The organism is Phormidium sp. FACHB-1136 (assembly GCF_014697375.1).
Classification (GTDB): Bacteria; Cyanobacteriota; Cyanobacteriia; order Phormidesmidales; family Phormidesmidaceae; genus Nodosilinea.
The window spans coordinates 45,243-62,006 of the sequence record NZ_JACJRS010000005.1 but is presented as its reverse complement, the minus strand read 5'-3'; the positions used below and the strand labels follow the sequence as shown (position 1 = coordinate 62,006).

The window sequence follows — 16,764 nt, the reverse complement described above, 5'->3', positions numbered from 1 at the left end:
GCCAGTGGTAGGCGATGGCGTGGCGCGATGTCTATGACCTACCGAAACGCCCGCAGGATAGGATGATCTTCCACCCACACGGACACCGAACCGCCGTTGCAGCGGAATTCGGCCCAGCCGTGGTCGTTGGTGGTGATAGTGTCTGGGATGTGGCCCGTGAGGTCGTAGAAGGTCGTGTTGGGCCGCCCCACCTCCATCCATTTGCCGCCACCGGGGCCGTTGCTTAGCATCACCGCCATGGCGCGGGGGTTGGCTTCGGTGCCCAGTCTTGTCCAGCCGATCTGGTTGGGATGGTCGAAATAGGTGTATTGGGGGCCATGGGCAAAGTGCTTGCGGGCCTGCAGCAGGCGGTCTAGGATCTCCCGGTGGGAATCCATCCAAATTTCGTACTCGTTGCCGTCGCGGCCCCGATCTACGTAGTGGGCACCGTAGTAGTCCGGGTAGAAAATGCAGGGGTATCCCTCCGCCCGCAGCAGAATTAGGGCATAGGCCAGGGGCTTAAACCAGGCTTCCACCACGGATTCTAGGGCCTGTAGGGGCTGGGTGTCGTGGTTTTCCACCAGGGTGACGGCCAGCAGGGGCATGTCCTGCACCACCGTATTGTCGAAGATGGTACGCATGTCGTAACGGTCGCCGGATTTGCTGGCCCTGTAGAAATTCAGGTGCAGCGGCGCATCAAACAGGCTCAGCCGTCCGCCAGAGTTGCCCGCATACCAGCTCAGGGTACCCAGGTCGTAGGTCCAGTATTCCCCCACGCAGAACAGATCCCGCTGGGCATAGTTTTCCAGGTGATCTAGCCAGTCCACAAAAAAGTCGCCGCAGATGTGCTTGATGGCATCCAACCGGAAACCGTCCACCCCGACGTTATCCAGCATCCACTCGCCCCAGTATTTCAGCTCGCCCTGCACTTCGGGATGGTCGGTATCGAGGTCGCAGCCCATCAGGTAGTCGTAGCTGCCCAGTTCCAGGCTGACCTTGTCCTCAAAGCTTTTGCCCTCCATCAGCCACACGGCCTTAAAATCCGGCTCGTAGCTGTTGTAGTCGATGGCATCGAAATGGTACCAGTGCCACTTCATGCTGGAATAGGTGTCGCCCCGCCCCGGAAAGTTAAACCCCGTCCAAGACTTAATCCACCGCATATCGCCCAAGGCCCGGAACCGATTTTGGGGATCCATCGGCGTAGCGTTAAACTCCTCCTCAAAATCCGCCGCCATTTTGTGGTTAAACACCACATCGGCATAGACATTAATGCCCAGATCGCGGCAGGCCTTCACCGCCGCCACATACTCATCCTTGGTGCCGTACTTGGTGCGAACCGTGCCCTGCTGGTCAAATTCCCCCAGGTCAAACAGGTCGTATACGCCATAGCCCACATCGTAGCCGCCGCCAATCCCCTTCTGGGCCGGGGGCAACCACAGCGCCGTAATGCCCGCCTCCGCCAGGGCCGGGGCCTCCTCTCGCAATCGATTCCAGTGCTCCCCATCGGTAGGGCTATACCAATGGAAATACTGCATCATGGTGCCGTTAAAGCCGCTCTGCTTGGATCTCAGGTGATCCTCATTGGCCTCCAACCAGTCCCGCAACGTCGCCCTAGCGTTCTCCCGTACTTCGTCCGTAAGGGTGGTTCCCAAACTGCCAAAGGTTTCCTTCAGTTGCCGAAAAACACTCGCCATTGCCCACTCCCTCAATATGTCAGGACACCGCAATGCACGGTGCTCCTAGCATAGGGGCAAATTGTAAAGGCACCGTGAAGGCGTTGATTTCCTTAATACGATGGGGGACTGGTGCAGGTTCTCCGTGACTACAATCACCGCATTAGATCGCTGCATTCAGAGAGAAGCGGGCCAAGCAAGGCGACCCCATCTTTTCCTCTGGCCTGCCCTAAGATGCACTACCTGAGACTGAGACTGAGACTGAGCAATTGACACGGCGGGTTATGGAGCGCGAGATCGAGGTGCCCAATCAGTCCGTGATGCGTTGTGGCTGGGCTTCGCACATCCGGCACAAGCGGTTGTCGTTTTATATTAACTTGCGTTTTTTGAATAGTGACCGCAAAAGACTTCAGCGTACAATCCACTCAATCACTGCTGAATTTCATTGTTGATTGCAAAATCACGGAATGGAGACCGCAACTCTATGAGTAATTTTTCTCATCAGGTTTGGCGTCGTGGAAGATCGCTTCCCCCTCGCCTCCTGACTCGTTTGATCGCCGGAGCCTTGGCGATCACCCTGGTGCTGGCCCCCTCTAGCTGGCTGGGTTTGGGGAATGGTCAGGCCATGGCCGCCGCTTATTCCTCGGCTAGTAGCGCCCCTAGCGCAGCGACAACCGCCCCCACCAAGCCCAACATTGTGGTGATTTGGGGCGACGACATCGGCCAGAGTGACATCAGCGCCTACACCAAGGGTCTGATGGGTTTTCGCACCCCCAACATTGACCGCATCGCCGAAGAAGGGGTGATTTTTACCGACTACTACGGTGAGCAAAGCTGCACCGCCGGACGCGCTGCCTTTATTACGGGGCAGAGCGTGTTTCGTACCGGGATGAGCAAAGTGGGTCTGCCCGGTTCGGATCTGGGGCTGCGGCCTGAGGATCCCACCATTGCGGAACTGCTGAAGGCCCAGGGCTATGCCACCGCCCAATTTGGCAAAAACCACCTGGGCGACAAGGACGAATTTTTGCCCACCAACCACGGCTTTGATGAGTTCTACGGCAACCTCTACCACCTCAATGCCGAGGAAGAGCCGGAACTGCCCGACTATCCCGATCCCCAAGAATTCCCGAACTTTGCCAAGCGTTTTGGCCCCCGTGGGGTGCTGCACACCTTCGCCGATGGCCGCATTGAAGACACTGGCCCGCTGACCAAAAAGCGGATGGAAACCATCGACGACGACATCGCCGACCGCTCGGTAGACTACCTGAAGAAGCAGGCGACAGCGGGGCAACCCTTCTTTATGTGGACGAACTTTACCCACATGCACTTCCGTACCCACCCCAAGCCCGAAAGCGTGGGGCAGGCCGGACGTTGGCAGTCGCCCTACCACGATGTGATGGTGGACCACGACAAAAACGTTGGCCAAATCCTCGATGCCCTGGATGAGTTGGGCCTCGCCGAAAACACCATCGTTTTCTACAGCACCGACAACGGCCCCCACATGAACTCCTGGCCCGATGCGGCCATGACCCCCTTCCGCAACGAGAAAAACTCCGGCTGGGAAGGAGCCTTTCGGATTCCGGCCATGGTGCGCTGGCCGGGGCACATCCAACCGGGCACCGTGTCGAACGACGTGATGTCTCACCTCGACTGGATGCCCACCATCCTCGCGGCGGCGGGTGCCCCAGAGGTGAAGGACAAACTGCTGACGGGCTACAAGGCCGCTGGTCGGAACTTTAAGGTGCATTTGGACGGCTACAACTTCCTGCCCTACCTGACGGGCCAAACCACCGAAGGCCCCCGCCAGGAGTTCTTCTACTTCTCGGACGATGGCGACCTGTTGGCCATGCGCTACGACAACTGGAAGCTGCACTTTAAAGTGCAAGACGCCATGGGCACCCTGGATGTTTGGCAGCGGGAATTCCGGCCCCTGCGCTTCCCCTACATCTTTAACCTGAGGACAGACCCCTACGAACGGGCCACCCTAACCTCCAACACCTACTGGGATTGGATTTTGGATCACATCTTCCTGCTGGTGCCTGCCCAGGGCAAGGTGGCAGAATTTCTGTCTACCTTCAAGCAGTATCCACCCCGCCAAAAGGCCGCCAGCTTTACGGTGGATCAGGTGCTAGAACAACTGCAATCCATCCCCCCCGGCAGCAACTAACCGGGAGATTCCAGGAAAAAGAGATCCCAGGGTTCTTCCTTTGATCACAAACTCGCCTTACTGACCTGAGCTTGGCCCCCACCCTAAATCCCTCCCCCAAGTTGGGAGAGGGACTTTGAAGGGCTTCCGGCTCCCCTCTCCCAGGAAGGAGAGGGGCTGGGGGTGAGGGGTTCAGGGACTTTGTGATCTACAGATCCTAGGATCTGGGCTACCCCCATGCTGGCCATTCACCCCGACGCTCCCCCCATGACCTCAGATACCCCGCTTCCCCCTCGCACTCGCCTACGAGCCCCCAAGGCGGCTGCCGTCGCGGGCATTTTGTTTTCGGTGTTGCTCATCATCAGTTCCGTCCTCATCTTGCTGGCGACCCCACCCACGCCCTTAGACAATGAGAGCGGACTATTCAGCCAAACGCCCGCCGTGCTGCTGGCCCTGAACCTGGTGCCCTTTGCTGGGATTGCCTTCCTGTGGTTTATGGGGGTGGTGCGCGACGTGCTGGGGGAGCGGGAGGATCAATTTTTTGCCACGGTGTTTCTGGGCAGCGGCCTACTGTTTGTGGCCATGCTGTTTGTTAGTTCAGCGGTAACAGGTAGCCTGATTTTGCTCACCACCCGCCTCCCCGAATCTGATCTGCCCGCTGTCTACGACCTAGGCCGCATCATCGCCCGCGAAACCCTCAGTACCTACAGCATTCGCATGGCCGGGGTGTTTATGATTTCTAGCTGTACCCTATTTCTGCGAACGGGGGTGATTCCCCGCTGGACGGCCTGGATCGGCTTTGGCTTTGCCGCCATCATGCTGCTTAGAATTGGCTACATCAACAGTTTGGGCTGGGTCATGCTGCTGTTCCCCCTGTGGGTGCTGCTGGTCAGCCTCCATATTCTGACGAAAAGCTACACCCACCAGTCCGAAAACCTGCCCCAGGGCTAGGGCCAGTCTTTTGGTAGCCGTCGCTGAGTTTTCCTATCTATATTCATGACCGATTCATGACCGATTCCTCTTCCTCCAAACCTGCCACGACCATGCCTCGTTTGGTGATGGCCATCCGCTGGACTCGCTTTATGAGTGTGCTGGCGGTGGCATCGTCTTTGATTGGGGCGTTGCTGATGTTTGGAATTGGCACCGTCAACACCCTAAAAGCCGTGATGCTGGCTGTTAATGCCGAGGAATCTGTGATAGAAGGGAGCCGCATTTCTCCCACAGAACTGGCCACCATTGAGCTATTGGAATGTCTGGATGAATTTCTGGTAGGGCTGGCATTTTTATATTTTGCCTACGGCATTTATGCACTGTTTATTCAGCTTGAAAAGTCTGATACCGAAGCGGGTACTTGGGCGAAATTGGGCGGTATCAGCACCCTCAAAAAGACCTTGATGGAAGTGCTGATTGTGCTGTTAACGGTGATCTTTGTCAAAGGACTACTAGAACGGCTGTCGTTTCGAGGTCTAGAGTGGACGTATTTGGTCATTCCCCTGTCGATTTTGGCCCTCGCCGCCAGTACCCGCCTGCTGCAATTTGAAGGGGCCGATGGCGCTAAGTCCAAGGAGTCTGAGGAATGACGGCAACGATCCCTCCCCAATCCTTTGAGCAGCGCTTGGACAATGCGGGCCTCACCCGTGCCATGGGGCTGCTGTGGCTGCTGTCGGCGGGGCTGATTGCCCTGGATGGCTTCGACTTTTTTGTCATCGGGGTCGCCATCCCTTTCCTGAAGCGGGATTTTGGCCTGGATGCCGCCACCCTGGGGGCGGTGGCCACGGCGGCGGTGGTGGGTTCCCTGGTGGGGTCGATTACCCTAGGGCCAATCACCGACAAGGTGGGCCGCAAGCCGATGCTGATTGTGGATGTGGTGCTGTTTGTGGTGGCCACAGCGGGGACGGCCCTGGCCTGGAATGCCGCCTCGCTGATTGCCTTTCGGTTTTTGGTGGGGGTGGCCATCGGGGCCGACTACCCGATCAGCGTTGCCTACATCACCGAAAACGTGCCCGCCCGCTACCGGGGCCGATTGGTGATCGGAGCCTTCACCTTTCAGGCGGTGGGGGCCATGCTGGGAGCGCTGACGGGGGTGGCGGTGATCACGCTGTTCCAGGTCATCTATCCCGACCCGGAACCCCTGGCGGTGCAGTATGCTTGGCGCTGGATGCTGGGCGTGGGCGTGGTTTTGGCGATAGCCGTCGCAGCGGTACGGCTAAGCGTCCAACTAGAAAGCCCCCGCTACCACATCAGCCGGGGCGAGTACGCCGAAGCCTCTGAGGCCGCCAGCCAGCTCTTGGGTGAAACCATCACCATCACCGCCGAGGAGGAACCGCCCCCGGAGACCGAACCCGTCGCCCTGTCCACGCTGTTTACGCCAACCCATCGCCGTAGCACCCTGCTGGCCTCCCTGCCCTGGTTTTTGCAAGACATCGCCACCTACGGCATCGGCATCTTTACCCCGGTGATCATCGCCAAGCTGGCCCTCTCCACAGAAACGAACTTTTTGGTGCGAGAAATCAAATCGGCCCAGGGAGCGGCTTTGGTGGATGTGTTTCTGATCGTCGGCTTCCTCTGCGCCGTGGCCTTGGTGGAGCGCTGGGGGCGGATGCGCCTGCAAATCCTGGGCTTCCTCGGCATGGCGGTCGGGCTGCTGCTGTTGGCGACCTCCGGCCTAGTGAGCGCGGGCAGCGGGGCCGAAACGGGGCTGGTGTTAGCGGGATTTCTGGTGTTCAACCTGATGATGAACGCTGGCCCCAATGCCACCACCTTTCTGCTGTCGGGAGAAGTCTTTCCCACCCATCTGCGGGCCACCGGGGCTGGATTTGCGGCCTCCTTTGCCAAGGCGGGGGCGGTGTTGGGCACCTTTGTGTTGCCAGTTATCGCCAAGTCTTGGGGGATTCCGCCCCTGCTGGTAGGATTAGCGGCGATTTGTGTCCTAGCGGCGCTGATCACCCATCGCTTCCGCATCGAAACCACGGGGCAATCCCTCGAAGCCGTGCAGGACTGGGAGCGGTCTCAGGTTGCATCCAGCGCCTCGCTGTCCGTCCCGTCGCCCCATCAAGGAGGTTAAGCCATGCCCTGGTTAGAAGTCATCGAAACCTTCTCCTTTCATCTGGCCACCCTTGGCGAAACCATCCTAGAAGCCCTAGGAGTAATCTGCATTTTTGTGGGGATTATCGTCACCGCTCGACTGGCGCTAAAAATCCTCAAACATCGTCATCGGGTGATGCTGCCATTTATTCAAATTCGGCTAAAATTTGGTCTTTGGCTGGCCCTAGCCTTAGAATTTCAACTTGGCGCTGATATTTTGAGTACAGCCATTACCCCCACCAATGAAGCGCTTGTTCGCCTCTCGGTTATTGCTGTCATTCGCACCTTTTTGAACTACTTCTTAAACAAAGAAATTGAAGCTCAAATGGAATTTCGTGAGAAGGCCATTACCCACAACTATCCCCCCCTCCATATGCTGGATAGCCCCCTAGACTTTATGGAAATCCCTCCCAAAGATACCCCACCACCGAGTGCTCACCCATGACCAACCCCACCTCTGATTTTAATCCCCAAGATGAACTGGCCCGCGAGCGCAATCACTTGGCCGCAGATCGATCCCTGCTGTCTTTTGTTCGCAGCAGTCTTACTCTAATTGGGATTGGGGTAGGGGTCGATCAAGTGGTGAGTGCCATTGCTCCGGGGGGGCGCTTTATCGATGCCTGGGCCTATCTTCTCAGCCTGGAGTTAGTGGGCTTAGGTGTCGTTACGTTGGTCTTTGCCATCCGCGATCACCAGGGTGAAATGCAACGTCTCAAAGCGCCTGTGTATCGTTATACTCCCCGTTGGCCACTCGGAGCTACTACGGGGCTTCTGGTACTTATCGTTGGGATTCTGGCGTTCTTCTGGTTGGGGTTTCAGCTATGGGTATGAAGGATAGTGGGCGAGGAGCCACGCCCCTACAGCCTAAATTAAGGACGCTCTAAATCAAAAATAAGGTGGCAAAAAATCCAGCGATACCAAGAATCACAATGCCAATAACGACGATACGATTTAGCTTTCTTGTCGATAGCATTACATAATTGGGGTGCTCAATGCTTTTAATAGCCAACCGATGTTGTACTAGCCCTACACCTAATAAAACCAGTCCTATTTCCACAAAGCCCATGCCAATCAGTGTGGCGGCCTCCCTTGTAATAGTCGAACTTGTCTCAGGGAAGCGCTGCCTTAGGCTGAGAAAAATTTGGTCAAAGGCCACACCGAAACCGATCAAACTCAGACAAATTCCCAACCAGGCATTGATCGTCCGTTCCGCCGCTGCCCGATTGCGTTCCTTGGCTAGCTCATTGGTGGTGTTAATGGGTTTTTGTGGTGTCGAATCTGTCATTGCCCCCGTTCTCCCTTACCCGTGAGGATATCCCGTGAGGATATGTTGAGTTGCTTTGAGAATAGCCTAATTTTTAACGATCTAAAACCCAAATTTCACAATTCAGAGTTCACCATTCAAAATCCACCATTCAGCATTCAAAAACACCCTTGTTTATTAGCTCACTGACCCCCTATGACCGAACTCAATCCCGCCACCGAACTCGCCAAAGAACGCAACCGCGCCGCCGCCGAACGCACGCTCATGGCCTGGATTCGCACCGCTCTCGCCCTGATTGGTTTTGGCTTCGGGATTGAGCGCATCGTCGCCGCCATCCACCAAGCCCTAGGCGATGCCGTCAACCCCCTGCGGCTGTCGCGCATTTTGGGCCTCTCCTTTGTGGCCCTGGGCACCTTTGCCATGCTGTTCGCCGCCCTTGACCATCAGCGCCAACTCCAACGCATTCAGCGCAACGATCTGGTCTACCAATCTCGCCAGTCCCCGTCCCTGATTGTGGCCTACGTCCTCACGGGGTTAGGGGGCATCGCCTTCCTCGGCATCCTCATCAGTCCCCTGATTTCTTGATCCTAAATCTGGCTGGATTGTCTTTGGTATAGATGGGCGAGGAGACCTCGCCCCTACGATTCCGACTCCCTACTCCCGAACCCCCATGTCTTCTACCGAACCCCCATCTCCCTTGCCGAATAACAACGAACTCGCCATGCAGCGCACGGTCATGGCTGAGAAACGGACTGAACTGGCCGAAAATCGTACGGCTATGGCCGAAAAACGCACGGAATTAGCCGAGAATCGTACCGAACTGGCGGAACAGCGCACCGAACTGGCCGAGAAGCGCACCGGGCTTTCCATCGAGCGAACAGACCTGGCCGAACTGCGGACGGAACTGGCTAAGGAGCGCACCCGTGCCGCCGAAGAACGCACCCTGATGGCCTGGATTCGCACAGCGCTGTCGATGATTAGCTTTGGCTTTGGCATTGATCGCCTGTTCACCTACCTGGATCGCACCGAAACCGATCTCGGTATCAACCGCCTGACGGAGGAGCGGGTGCTGGGCCTGAGCCTGATGACCCTTGGTCTGGTGACGCTGGTGATGGCGATTATCAACCACTGGACGATGCTGAAAACCATTGAATCCGACGATTACAAGTATGGCCCCACCTGGTCGCAGGGGTTGGTGGTGGCCACGGTACTGCTGTTTCTGGGGCTGGCGGCCTTCATTCCCCTAGCGGTGGGGGGCGTGCAAATGGCGGAGGTGTTTACCCTCAACAGCCGCGTCATCACTACCCTGGCGGCTTTAATTATTTTTATTTTGATGCTCAGCCTGGGGGCGCAAACTTCCCTCAGCAGCCTTGCGACCCTATGGCAGCAGCCCAGTTTGTTGAGGCGTTCCCTGCTCTCTACCCTGGTGCTGTTCCCGGTGGGGGCGGTGGTGATTGGCTATCTGGTGCTCAGCGGGGGGCAGCCGGGGGTGGGGCGAGTGGCCTTGGGCCTGGGTGTGTTGGCAGCAGCACCGGGGGCACCCCTGCTGTCTCGGCGGGCGGCGATGGCGGGCAGCAATCCTGATGTAGCCATTAGCCTTCAGGTTACGCTGGCCCTATTGGCGACCGTGACTACGCCGTTGACCCTGTGGGTGCTCAGTAGCCTGTTTGCCCCCATCGATGCCAGCGCCGACTATCTGATCATTGTTAAGCAGGTGCTTCTCGCCCAGTTTTTGCCCCTGGGGCTGGGGATCGCCCTGCGTCGATTCAGCGGGGAACAAGCTGCCAACGTAGGCCAACTGCTGTCGGTGATTGCCAGTACGCTGTTTGCGGTGCTGCTGGTGTTTGCCCTCGGCATCAGCATTGTGGTGCTGCCCACCATCGCATGGCGCGGCTTGGTGGCGATTCCGCTGATTGTGATCTTCGGCCTCGCCTGCGGCCACTTCCTCGGTGGGCCAGAGATCGCCGTGCGTTCCGCCGTTGCCACCGGAACCATCGCCCGCAACGCCGGACTCGCCCTCTTCCTCCTTGCCGCTAACGGAGGCGGAAACGCTATCCCTACGGTGATCGCCTACGTCGTGATCGGTGCGGTGACGGCCTTGCCCTATAACGTTTGGGCCAAACGGCAAACGAAAACCGCAGAAAATCCCGCCTGAAGCTAAGATCCCAGGGTTTTTAGGCGACTGATCATGAATTACCGCTGCTTTCAAGTCAGAACCCTGGGATCTTTAAAGCTGTCCCCCTTTGGCCCCCCTCTCCCCCCTGGGAGAGGGGCTGGGGGTGTAGCTTGCTTCCCACAGGGTGGGCCAAACCCATCACAAGCGCCACTTGCCAACGAATAGCATGTTGATTGCCCTTTTCCAATGATGAGATGCACTCTGCACCGATGTCCTAAGTGGTGCATTGCTGCGCGAATGCACCCTACAAAATTTTCCATTTCCCCATGGCTCTACCCCGTTATTGGATCCCTTACGTTCTTCTCATCCTTGCCCTTTTCTTCTTCCCTTGCCCAGCGTTGGCGGAGGCTTCCCCTTGCCCTAACGATATGGTGTTTATCCCTGGCGGGACGTTCACCATGGGGGATGGGGTCTCCGATTTTGTGGAGGAAAAAATTGCCGAGGATGTCTCCGTCAGCAGTTTTTGTATCGAACCCCATGAGGTGACGAACGCCCAGTTTGCGGCCTTTGTGCAAGAGACGGGCTATGTGACGGTGGCGGAGCGGCCCCTATCAAAGGATCAGTTCCCAGATTTGCCGGAGGATCAGCGGGCACCGGGTTCCTTGGTGTTTCAGCCGCCGGAGGAGGGGGTGCAGCAGGTGGCCTACCTAAGCTGGTGGCATTGGGTGCCGGGGGCCAACTGGCAACACCCCTTTGGCCCAGATAGCGATTTGCAGGGCAAGGAGAATCATCCCGTCGTCCACATCGCCTACGAGGATGCCGAAGCCTACGCCGCTTGGGCGGGCCGCCAATTGCCCACCGAAGCCCAGTGGGAATACGCCGCCCGTGGAGGATCCGAAGGCTGGACTTATACCTGGGGCGAACAGTATTCCGCCAAGCAGGCCAACACCTGGCAGGGGCTATTTCCCTTCTTCAACACCAAGGCGGACGGCCATTTGGGCACGGCCCCGGTGATGTCCTTTCCGCCCAATGGCTACGGGCTGTACGACATGGCGGGCAACGTGTGGGAACTCACCTCCAGTTGGTTCACGGTCTACCACGACGACCTCGCCCACCAGCACGACCCCACTGGCCCCACCCAAGCGGTGAGCTACGACCCCAAAAAGCCCCAGGATGGAGCCACCCACGTCATCAAAGGCGGTTCCTACCTCTGTGCCAAAAACTATTGCAGCCGCTATCGCCCCGCCGCCCGCGAATCCCAAGCCCCCGACACCGGAACCACCCACATCGGGTTTCGGCTGGTGCAGACACCCCGCCCTGAGGCCAACTAGACCGCCCTCGACCCCCAAGAGTTTTTTGGGGATGGAATCCGCTTAGGGATAGAATAAATAGTCGGTCTTGCGGCCAAGTTGTTGTTTTAGCGCTGTCTCGGAAGTCACCCCATGATTCGCGAAGTTTTCATGCCCGCCCTCAGTTCCACCATGACCGAAGGCAAAATTGTCTCTTGGGTGAAAGCACCGGGCGACAAGGTGGAAAAGGGTGAAACGGTGGTGATTGTGGAGTCTGACAAGGCTGATATGGATGTGGAGTCCTTCTATGAGGGCATCCTCGCCGCCATTGTCGTAGACGCTGGGGACACAGCCCCGGTGGGTGAAGCCATTGCCCTGCTGGCCGAAACCGAGGCCGAGGTAGAGGCCGCCAAACAACAGGCCGCTACTAAGGGGAGTTCCGGGGAATCCGCCGCCGCTCCCGCCGCTCCCGCTCCTGTGGCCGCGACAGCAACTCCCGCTGAGGCACCCGCCCAGAACGGATCCACCGCCAGCCCTCGCAGTGGTCGGGTGGTGATTTCCCCCCGTGCCCGCAAGTTGGCCAAGGAACTCAAGGTAGACCTAGCTACCCTGCAAGGCAGTGGCCCCCACGGTCGGATTGTGGCCCAGGATGTGGAACGAGCCGCTGGCAAGGCCCCCACCCCCGCTGGCCCCGCCGCCACGGCCCTCGTGAATACTCCGGCTCCGGCCCCCCTTGCTGTCGTGGCAGCTCCGGCTCCAGCCCCCGCCGCTGGGTCGGCTCCCCTGGGCCAATTGGTGCCCTTCAGCACCCTTCAGCAGTCGGTGGTGCGCAATATGAACGCCAGCCTGACGGTGCCCGTTTTCCACGTCGGCTACACCATTACCACCGATGCCCTAGACGCCCTCTACAAGCAAATCAAATCCAAGGGCGTCACCATGACCGGGCTGCTGGCCAAGGCGGTGGCGGTGGCCCTGAAGAAGCACCCCGTCCTCAACGCCTACTACACCGACCAAGGCTTGCAGTATCGCCCCAACATTAACGTGGCGGTGGCGGTGGCCATGGAGGGCGGTGGCTTGATTACCCCCGTACTACAAAACGCCGACCAGCAGGATATCTACTCTCTCTCCCGCACCTGGCGCGACCTGGTGGAGCGCTCCCGCGTCAAGCAGCTCAAGCCGGAAGAATACACCTCCGGCACCTTCACCCTGTCTAACTTGGGTATGTTTGGGGTGGATAGCTTCGATGCCATTCTGCCCCCCGGCCAAGGGTCGATTCTCGCCATTGGGGCCGCCAAACCCACTGTGGTTGCCACCGCCGACGGCCTGATGGGCATCAAACGGCAAATGCGCGTTAACATCACCTGCGACCACCGGATCATCTACGGAGCCGACGCCGCCAGCTTCCTCAAGGATTTGGCCGACGTGATCGAAAACAACCCCCAGTCCTTGACCCTGTAAGCCCTTAACTCCCAAATTGGCCCTAGACGACATCGGGTTTTTCTGATGTTAGCCCCACTCTACCCCTCGCAATCAAAACGATGGCGGGGGGTATTGCTTAGGGATTCTCCCCAAGGCCAGCGGTCAATATCGCCACAGAAAACGGCTAGGGCGTCCTCGCAACACTGACAGCCAAGATTGTTATTGACATTGAGAATTGTCTGAATTAAATTAGAGTCATGCACCAACTTCAGCGGTTTGCTGACCAAGATGCCCAGTGGGCCTTGGATGATTTTGTGGAAGTGGCCAATCAGCTTCTACCCCAGTTCTTGCCCGACGGTGGTGCAGAGAGTCGGATACAAGAAACCGTCAATGCCCGATTAGTACGTCACTACAGCACCAGCGGCCTGCTCGATAAACCCCTCAAACAGGGGCGAGAGGCGCGGTATACCTACCGTCATTTATTGCAGTTGTTGGTGTTGCGGCGGCTGCTGGCGGAGGGCTACGGTTCCGGTGCCATCGGGCAACTGATTTCCACTAAAACCAATCAAGACCTGGAGGTGCTGCTGCAAGGTGGTGCTCAGTTAACCGTGGAGGCGGCGAATCCGGCCCTGGCGTTTTTAGCCAAGGTGCAAGCCCGATCTGCCGAACCATCGGCCCCGTTGCCGCCAACCTCGGTGGTGGGGATGGCCCCCCGATCTGCCCCGTCCCCGTCCCCGCCGGCCCCATCCGCTTCCCACTGGGTGCGTCATCCCCTGCTGGAGGGATTGGAACTCCATATTCGGGAAGACTTTAGATATCCCACTACGCCCCAGGAGCGGGATGCCCTACTACAACTGATTGCCCAGGCTTTGACATCGTCCTCCGGTTTGTCGCCCTCTGGTTCGTCACCATCTACTGCGTGGTCGCCTCGTTCATCTTCTTCTACTCCATCCTCTTCTAAAGGGAGAACACTGCCATGACTACCGCTGCTCCTCAACCCACCATCACCATCATTCCCATGCATGGAGCCGTTGCTGCCCAGCGCTCGACGACGTTGGATGTGCTGATTCGCATTACGCCGCCGGAGATTGAAATCACCACGGATCGGCCCCCGTTGAACCTAGGTCTGGCCATCGACTGTTCTGGTTCTATGAGCGGGGCCAAGCTGGACTATGCCAAGCAAGCGGCCTGCTTTGCGGTGGAAAATTTGCTGCCCAGCGACCGGGTTAGTGTGGTGATGTTTGATAGCGATGTGAGCGTCCTTGTTCCTAGCACCCTGGCCACGGATAAAGGCGCGATGCTGGCTAAAATTCGCCAGATTCAGGCCGGAAGCTGTACAGCACTCCACCAGGGCTGGGTGCAAAGCGGTCTTCAGGTGAGCAGCTATCTCCACAACGACCACCTAAACCGGGTGCTGGTGCTGTCCGATGGCTTGGCCAACGTGGGCGAAACCAACCCCGACACCATCGCCAACGATGTCCACGGGCTATCCCAACGGGGTGTGAGCACCACCACCCTCGGCGTCGGCAACGACTACAGCGAAGACCTGATGGAGGCCATGGCCCGCAGCGGCGACGGCAACTTCTACCACATCGAATCGCCCAAGCAACTGCCCGACATTTTTCAGACCGAACTCAATGGGCTATCGGCCACGGTGGGCCATCGGGTGAGCCTGGGCCTAAAACCCAAGCATGGGGCCGTGGTGAAGGATGTCCTGAACGATTTCGACCTCACCTCTACCCAACGCTACAAGCTGCCTAACCTGGTCTTGGGAAGCTCGATCAATGTGGTGATGCGGCTACAAATTCCTGCCCTGGATGCTGAGACAGACCTGGGCGATATCCGCCTCGCCTGGGACGACCCCACCCAGCCCAAACGCCAAGTATTACGCGCCACCTTCTCGATGCCCGTGGTTAAGGCCGAGCAACTGGGCGATTTCCCAGCGGTAGCCGAGGTGCAGGAACAGGTAGCCCTGCTGATGGCGGCACGGGCTAGGGAGGAAGCTATTCACTTTAGCGATCAGGGCGACTATGCCCAAGCCATGGGTTCCCTCCGAAATGCCCAGACCTTTATGGCCGCTTGCCCCCCTTCGGCGGTGCTGGCGGAGGAGAGCATGGCCCTGGATGATCTCGAAGCCCGATTTAGCGAGGGTGACATTGCCAGCGCTCGCAAGCTGTCGAAGTCCCAGCGCTACAACCTGCAACGCAGCCGCCCCAGCCAGCGGAAAACCCAGGATTAAGCCGATCAGCTAGACCAATTTAGGTCAAATCCGAACCCTAGCCCCCTGCTTTAGAACGGGGGTTGAGCGCAGGGCTGCTTCAGCATGGAAACGAACCCCCGCATCGGCATCCTGGCTCAGGGTTTGCAGTATGGGGAGGGCCGTATCATCGCCAATTTGCCCTAGCAACATCACTAAATTGCGGCGCAGGAGGCTGTGATCTGCCGTGGCGGGAAGGGTGTTTAACCATTGCTGCACTGGTTGGCTCATCTGAGTTTTGAGGCCAGGGTGGGTGATTTGGGAAAGCCCCTGCACCAGAGCGATGCGAGTATCTTGGCCCAAGGTGTCCCAGGTTTGGATCAACACCGCTAGGGCAGCGGCGGTGCCCTGCCATGCGAGGGCCTGGGAAGCGGCTATTTTGAGGGGTTCTGGGGTATGGATGGCCTCTAGCAACCCTTGGAGCGTCCGGGTGGCGGCTAGGTGAGGAGTGCGTCCGAGGGCATGGATCGCCCGCTGGGCCACGGTGGGGTTCACATCCTGAACCAACGGCTGAATCCACGCCACCCAGCCCGACTCATCCACCTGCGTTCTAAGGCGAATCAACCCTTGCAGCGCCGCCAGCCGCACCGAGGACGCCTTGTTTTGAACCGCCTGGGTAAAAATCGGCAGCAGGTCAAGATCCGCGAACTGGCCCAGGGCTTCAATCACCTTGGCCTGGGTCGTTCCGGTCGTGAGGTCAACGGCGGCAACCAGGGGAACCTGGGTGGCGGGGTGGGGAATGCGGGTCAGCACCTCGATGACCAGGGTTTGATAAGTCGCCTCGGTCACCAGGGTGCTGAGGGACTGAATCGCGCTAGGGCCAATGTGGCCGAGGGCATCGATAATCGCCTCCTGCAAGTCCTGGTCGGCGGTGCCCAGGGCGTCAATTAGGGCTGTAATCGCCATCGGGTGGTCAAAGCTTCCTAGGCTGCGGGCCGAGAACCAGCGGATTTCCCAGACCAAGGTTTCATCCCTCAGCATAGCGATCAGATCGGGAATCGCGGACTCACCCAGGCGGGGAATCTGCTTGACGGCTTCCCACCGATCCTCAAAGCTACCCTGCCTCAAATTCACCCGGTATCGGGGGCTATCGACCCTGGATTGGGACTCTAGGGACGTCTGGGATGAAGCCGAGGGGTCAACAAAATCTAGCAAAGCCTTTCTCCCTATCGGCGTGGGATGCGCCGCAATACTGCGCGGGGACGCGGGGCCAGTTCCCGAAGCCCGCCTGTATCTATTGATAGCCGATGACGGCATACAACTATGCAGGTCGCGCAATTGAATCTTGCATGACCTGCATGGATCGCCTAAAAGCGTATTGAGAGATACAAAACCCTTGGAAATGCGCCGTTTATGGTAATTATGCTAAGTCGCGGAATGATTTAAAGAGTTTTCTAGGAGTGGAAAATATTTCCTATCCACTTCATTAGTGCTTTCGCTATCTATCCAACGGTCCCTTTGAATGGCATTGAAACGCTGGATACATCTACGGAAATCTAGATTTTGATGTCGCTTATTGATGGGTTTTCATTGTGTT

General features: G+C 58.1%; 15 protein-coding genes. 12 read left to right on the top strand and 3 right to left on the bottom strand.

Annotated elements, in window-relative coordinates; genetic code table 11:
* Positions 1 to 38: 38 nt before the first annotated feature.
* Complete coding sequence (locus tag H6G62_RS02910) at positions 39 to 1,673, bottom strand: alpha-amylase (RefSeq protein ID WP_190492612.1); 1,635 nt, start codon at positions 1,671 to 1,673, stop codon at positions 39 to 41.
* A 463-nt stretch (positions 1,674 to 2,136) separates the two neighbouring features.
* Between H6G62_RS02910 and H6G62_RS02905 the strand changes: the two genes are divergently transcribed.
* The 6 genes from H6G62_RS02905 to H6G62_RS02880 all read left to right on the top strand — a co-directional run bounded on the left by H6G62_RS02905 (position 2,137) and on the right by H6G62_RS02880 (position 7,713).
* Entirely contained in the window at positions 2,137 to 3,819 is a 1,683-nt protein-coding gene (locus H6G62_RS02905) for an arylsulfatase (protein WP_190492611.1), read from the top strand.
* Positions 3,820 to 4,035: 216 nt separating this feature from the next.
* Positions 4,036 to 4,749 carry a hypothetical protein gene (locus H6G62_RS02900; protein ID WP_242051795.1) on the top strand — a complete coding sequence of 238 codons (714 nt, stop codon included), beginning with the start codon at positions 4,036 to 4,038 and terminating at the stop codon, positions 4,747 to 4,749.
* Between the two features lie 56 nt (positions 4,750 to 4,805).
* Complete coding sequence (locus H6G62_RS02895) at positions 4,806 to 5,378, top strand: YqhA family protein (RefSeq protein ID WP_190492610.1); 573 nt, start codon at positions 4,806 to 4,808, stop codon at positions 5,376 to 5,378.
* A complete protein-coding gene (locus H6G62_RS02890; RefSeq protein WP_190492609.1) occupies positions 5,375 to 6,862 on the top strand; it encodes an MFS transporter in 1,488 nt (495 codons plus the stop codon). The genes H6G62_RS02895 and H6G62_RS02890 overlap by 4 nt, the downstream gene beginning before the upstream one ends.
* Positions 6,863 to 6,865: 3 nt before the next feature.
* Positions 6,866 to 7,327, top strand: a complete 462-nt coding sequence (locus tag H6G62_RS02885) for a DUF1622 domain-containing protein (protein ID WP_190492608.1) — start codon at positions 6,866 to 6,868, stop codon at positions 7,325 to 7,327.
* The gene (locus H6G62_RS02880) at positions 7,324 to 7,713 is read left to right on the top strand and encodes a DUF202 domain-containing protein (RefSeq protein WP_190492607.1); all 390 of its coding nucleotides are present in this window, start codon (positions 7,324 to 7,326) and stop codon (positions 7,711 to 7,713) included. Before H6G62_RS02885 ends, H6G62_RS02880 begins: the two co-directional genes overlap by 4 nt.
* A 49-nt stretch (positions 7,714 to 7,762) precedes the next feature.
* Here the strand turns inward: H6G62_RS02880 and H6G62_RS02875 are convergent, their stop codons facing one another.
* Positions 7,763 to 8,167 carry a DUF202 domain-containing protein gene (locus tag H6G62_RS02875; RefSeq protein ID WP_190492606.1) on the bottom strand — a complete coding sequence of 135 codons (405 nt, stop codon included), beginning with the start codon at positions 8,165 to 8,167 and terminating at the stop codon, positions 7,763 to 7,765.
* A 174-nt stretch (positions 8,168 to 8,341) separates the two neighbouring features.
* Here H6G62_RS02875 and H6G62_RS02870 point away from each other — a divergent pair, with 174 nt between their 5' ends.
* The 6 genes from H6G62_RS02870 to H6G62_RS02845 all read left to right on the top strand — a co-directional run bounded on the left by H6G62_RS02870 (position 8,342) and on the right by H6G62_RS02845 (position 15,209).
* Positions 8,342 to 8,731, top strand: coding sequence for a DUF202 domain-containing protein (locus H6G62_RS02870; protein WP_190492605.1), 390 nt, complete (start codon positions 8,342 to 8,344; stop codon positions 8,729 to 8,731).
* A gap of 85 nt (positions 8,732 to 8,816) precedes the next feature.
* Entirely contained in the window at positions 8,817 to 10,301 is a 1,485-nt protein-coding gene (locus H6G62_RS02865; RefSeq protein ID WP_199324690.1) for a DUF202 domain-containing protein, read from the top strand.
* A gap of 389 nt (positions 10,302 to 10,690) precedes the next feature.
* Positions 10,691 to 11,593 (top strand): formylglycine-generating enzyme family protein, encoded by a 903-nt coding sequence (locus H6G62_RS02860; RefSeq protein WP_190492604.1) that lies wholly within the window; start codon positions 10,691 to 10,693, stop codon positions 11,591 to 11,593.
* A gap of 111 nt (positions 11,594 to 11,704) precedes the next feature.
* Complete coding sequence (locus H6G62_RS02855) at positions 11,705 to 13,009, top strand: dihydrolipoamide acetyltransferase family protein (RefSeq protein WP_190492603.1); 1,305 nt, start codon at positions 11,705 to 11,707, stop codon at positions 13,007 to 13,009.
* 218 nt (positions 13,010 to 13,227) lie between these two features.
* On the top strand, positions 13,228 to 13,950 hold the full coding sequence (locus H6G62_RS02850; RefSeq protein ID WP_190492602.1) for a MerR family transcriptional regulator: 723 nt from the start codon (positions 13,228 to 13,230) through the stop codon (positions 13,948 to 13,950).
* Positions 13,947 to 15,209 (top strand): VWA domain-containing protein, encoded by a 1,263-nt coding sequence (locus H6G62_RS02845; RefSeq protein WP_190492601.1) that lies wholly within the window; start codon positions 13,947 to 13,949, stop codon positions 15,207 to 15,209. Before H6G62_RS02850 ends, H6G62_RS02845 begins: the two co-directional genes overlap by 4 nt.
* Before the next feature lie 24 nt (positions 15,210 to 15,233).
* Here H6G62_RS02845 and H6G62_RS02840 read toward each other — a convergent pair whose 3' ends face one another.
* A complete protein-coding gene (locus H6G62_RS02840) occupies positions 15,234 to 16,382 on the bottom strand; it encodes a HEAT repeat domain-containing protein (protein WP_190492600.1) in 1,149 nt (382 codons plus the stop codon).
* Positions 16,383 to 16,764: the final 382 nt, after the last annotated feature.

Bases quoted from the DNA above. Each gene is read 5' to 3' on its own strand.
- H6G62_RS02850 (WP_190492602.1), top strand. From the start codon at position 13,228: ATGCACCAACTTCAGCGGTTTGCTGACCAAGATGCCCAGTGGGCCTTG.
- H6G62_RS02910 (WP_190492612.1), bottom strand. From the start codon at position 1,673: ATGGCGAGTGTTTTTCGGCAACTGAAGGAAACCTTTGGCAGTTTGGGA.
- H6G62_RS02890 (WP_190492609.1), top strand. From the start codon at position 5,375: ATGACGGCAACGATCCCTCCCCAATCCTTTGAGCAGCGCTTGGACAAT.
- H6G62_RS02845 (WP_190492601.1), top strand. From the start codon at position 13,947: ATGACTACCGCTGCTCCTCAACCCACCATCACCATCATTCCCATGCAT.
- H6G62_RS02865 (WP_199324690.1), top strand. From the start codon at position 8,817: ATGTCTTCTACCGAACCCCCATCTCCCTTGCCGAATAACAACGAACTC.
- H6G62_RS02870 (WP_190492605.1), top strand. From the start codon at position 8,342: ATGACCGAACTCAATCCCGCCACCGAACTCGCCAAAGAACGCAACCGC.
- H6G62_RS02895 (WP_190492610.1), top strand. From the start codon at position 4,806: ATGACCGATTCCTCTTCCTCCAAACCTGCCACGACCATGCCTCGTTTG.
- H6G62_RS02855 (WP_190492603.1), top strand. From the start codon at position 11,705: ATGATTCGCGAAGTTTTCATGCCCGCCCTCAGTTCCACCATGACCGAA.
- H6G62_RS02905 (WP_190492611.1), top strand. From the start codon at position 2,137: ATGAGTAATTTTTCTCATCAGGTTTGGCGTCGTGGAAGATCGCTTCCC.
- H6G62_RS02885 (WP_190492608.1), top strand. From the start codon at position 6,866: ATGCCCTGGTTAGAAGTCATCGAAACCTTCTCCTTTCATCTGGCCACC.
- H6G62_RS02880 (WP_190492607.1), top strand. From the start codon at position 7,324: ATGACCAACCCCACCTCTGATTTTAATCCCCAAGATGAACTGGCCCGC.
- H6G62_RS02900 (WP_242051795.1), top strand. From the start codon at position 4,036: ATGCTGGCCATTCACCCCGACGCTCCCCCCATGACCTCAGATACCCCG.
- H6G62_RS02875 (WP_190492606.1), bottom strand. From the start codon at position 8,167: ATGACAGATTCGACACCACAAAAACCCATTAACACCACCAATGAGCTA.
- H6G62_RS02860 (WP_190492604.1), top strand. From the start codon at position 10,691: ATGGTGTTTATCCCTGGCGGGACGTTCACCATGGGGGATGGGGTCTCC.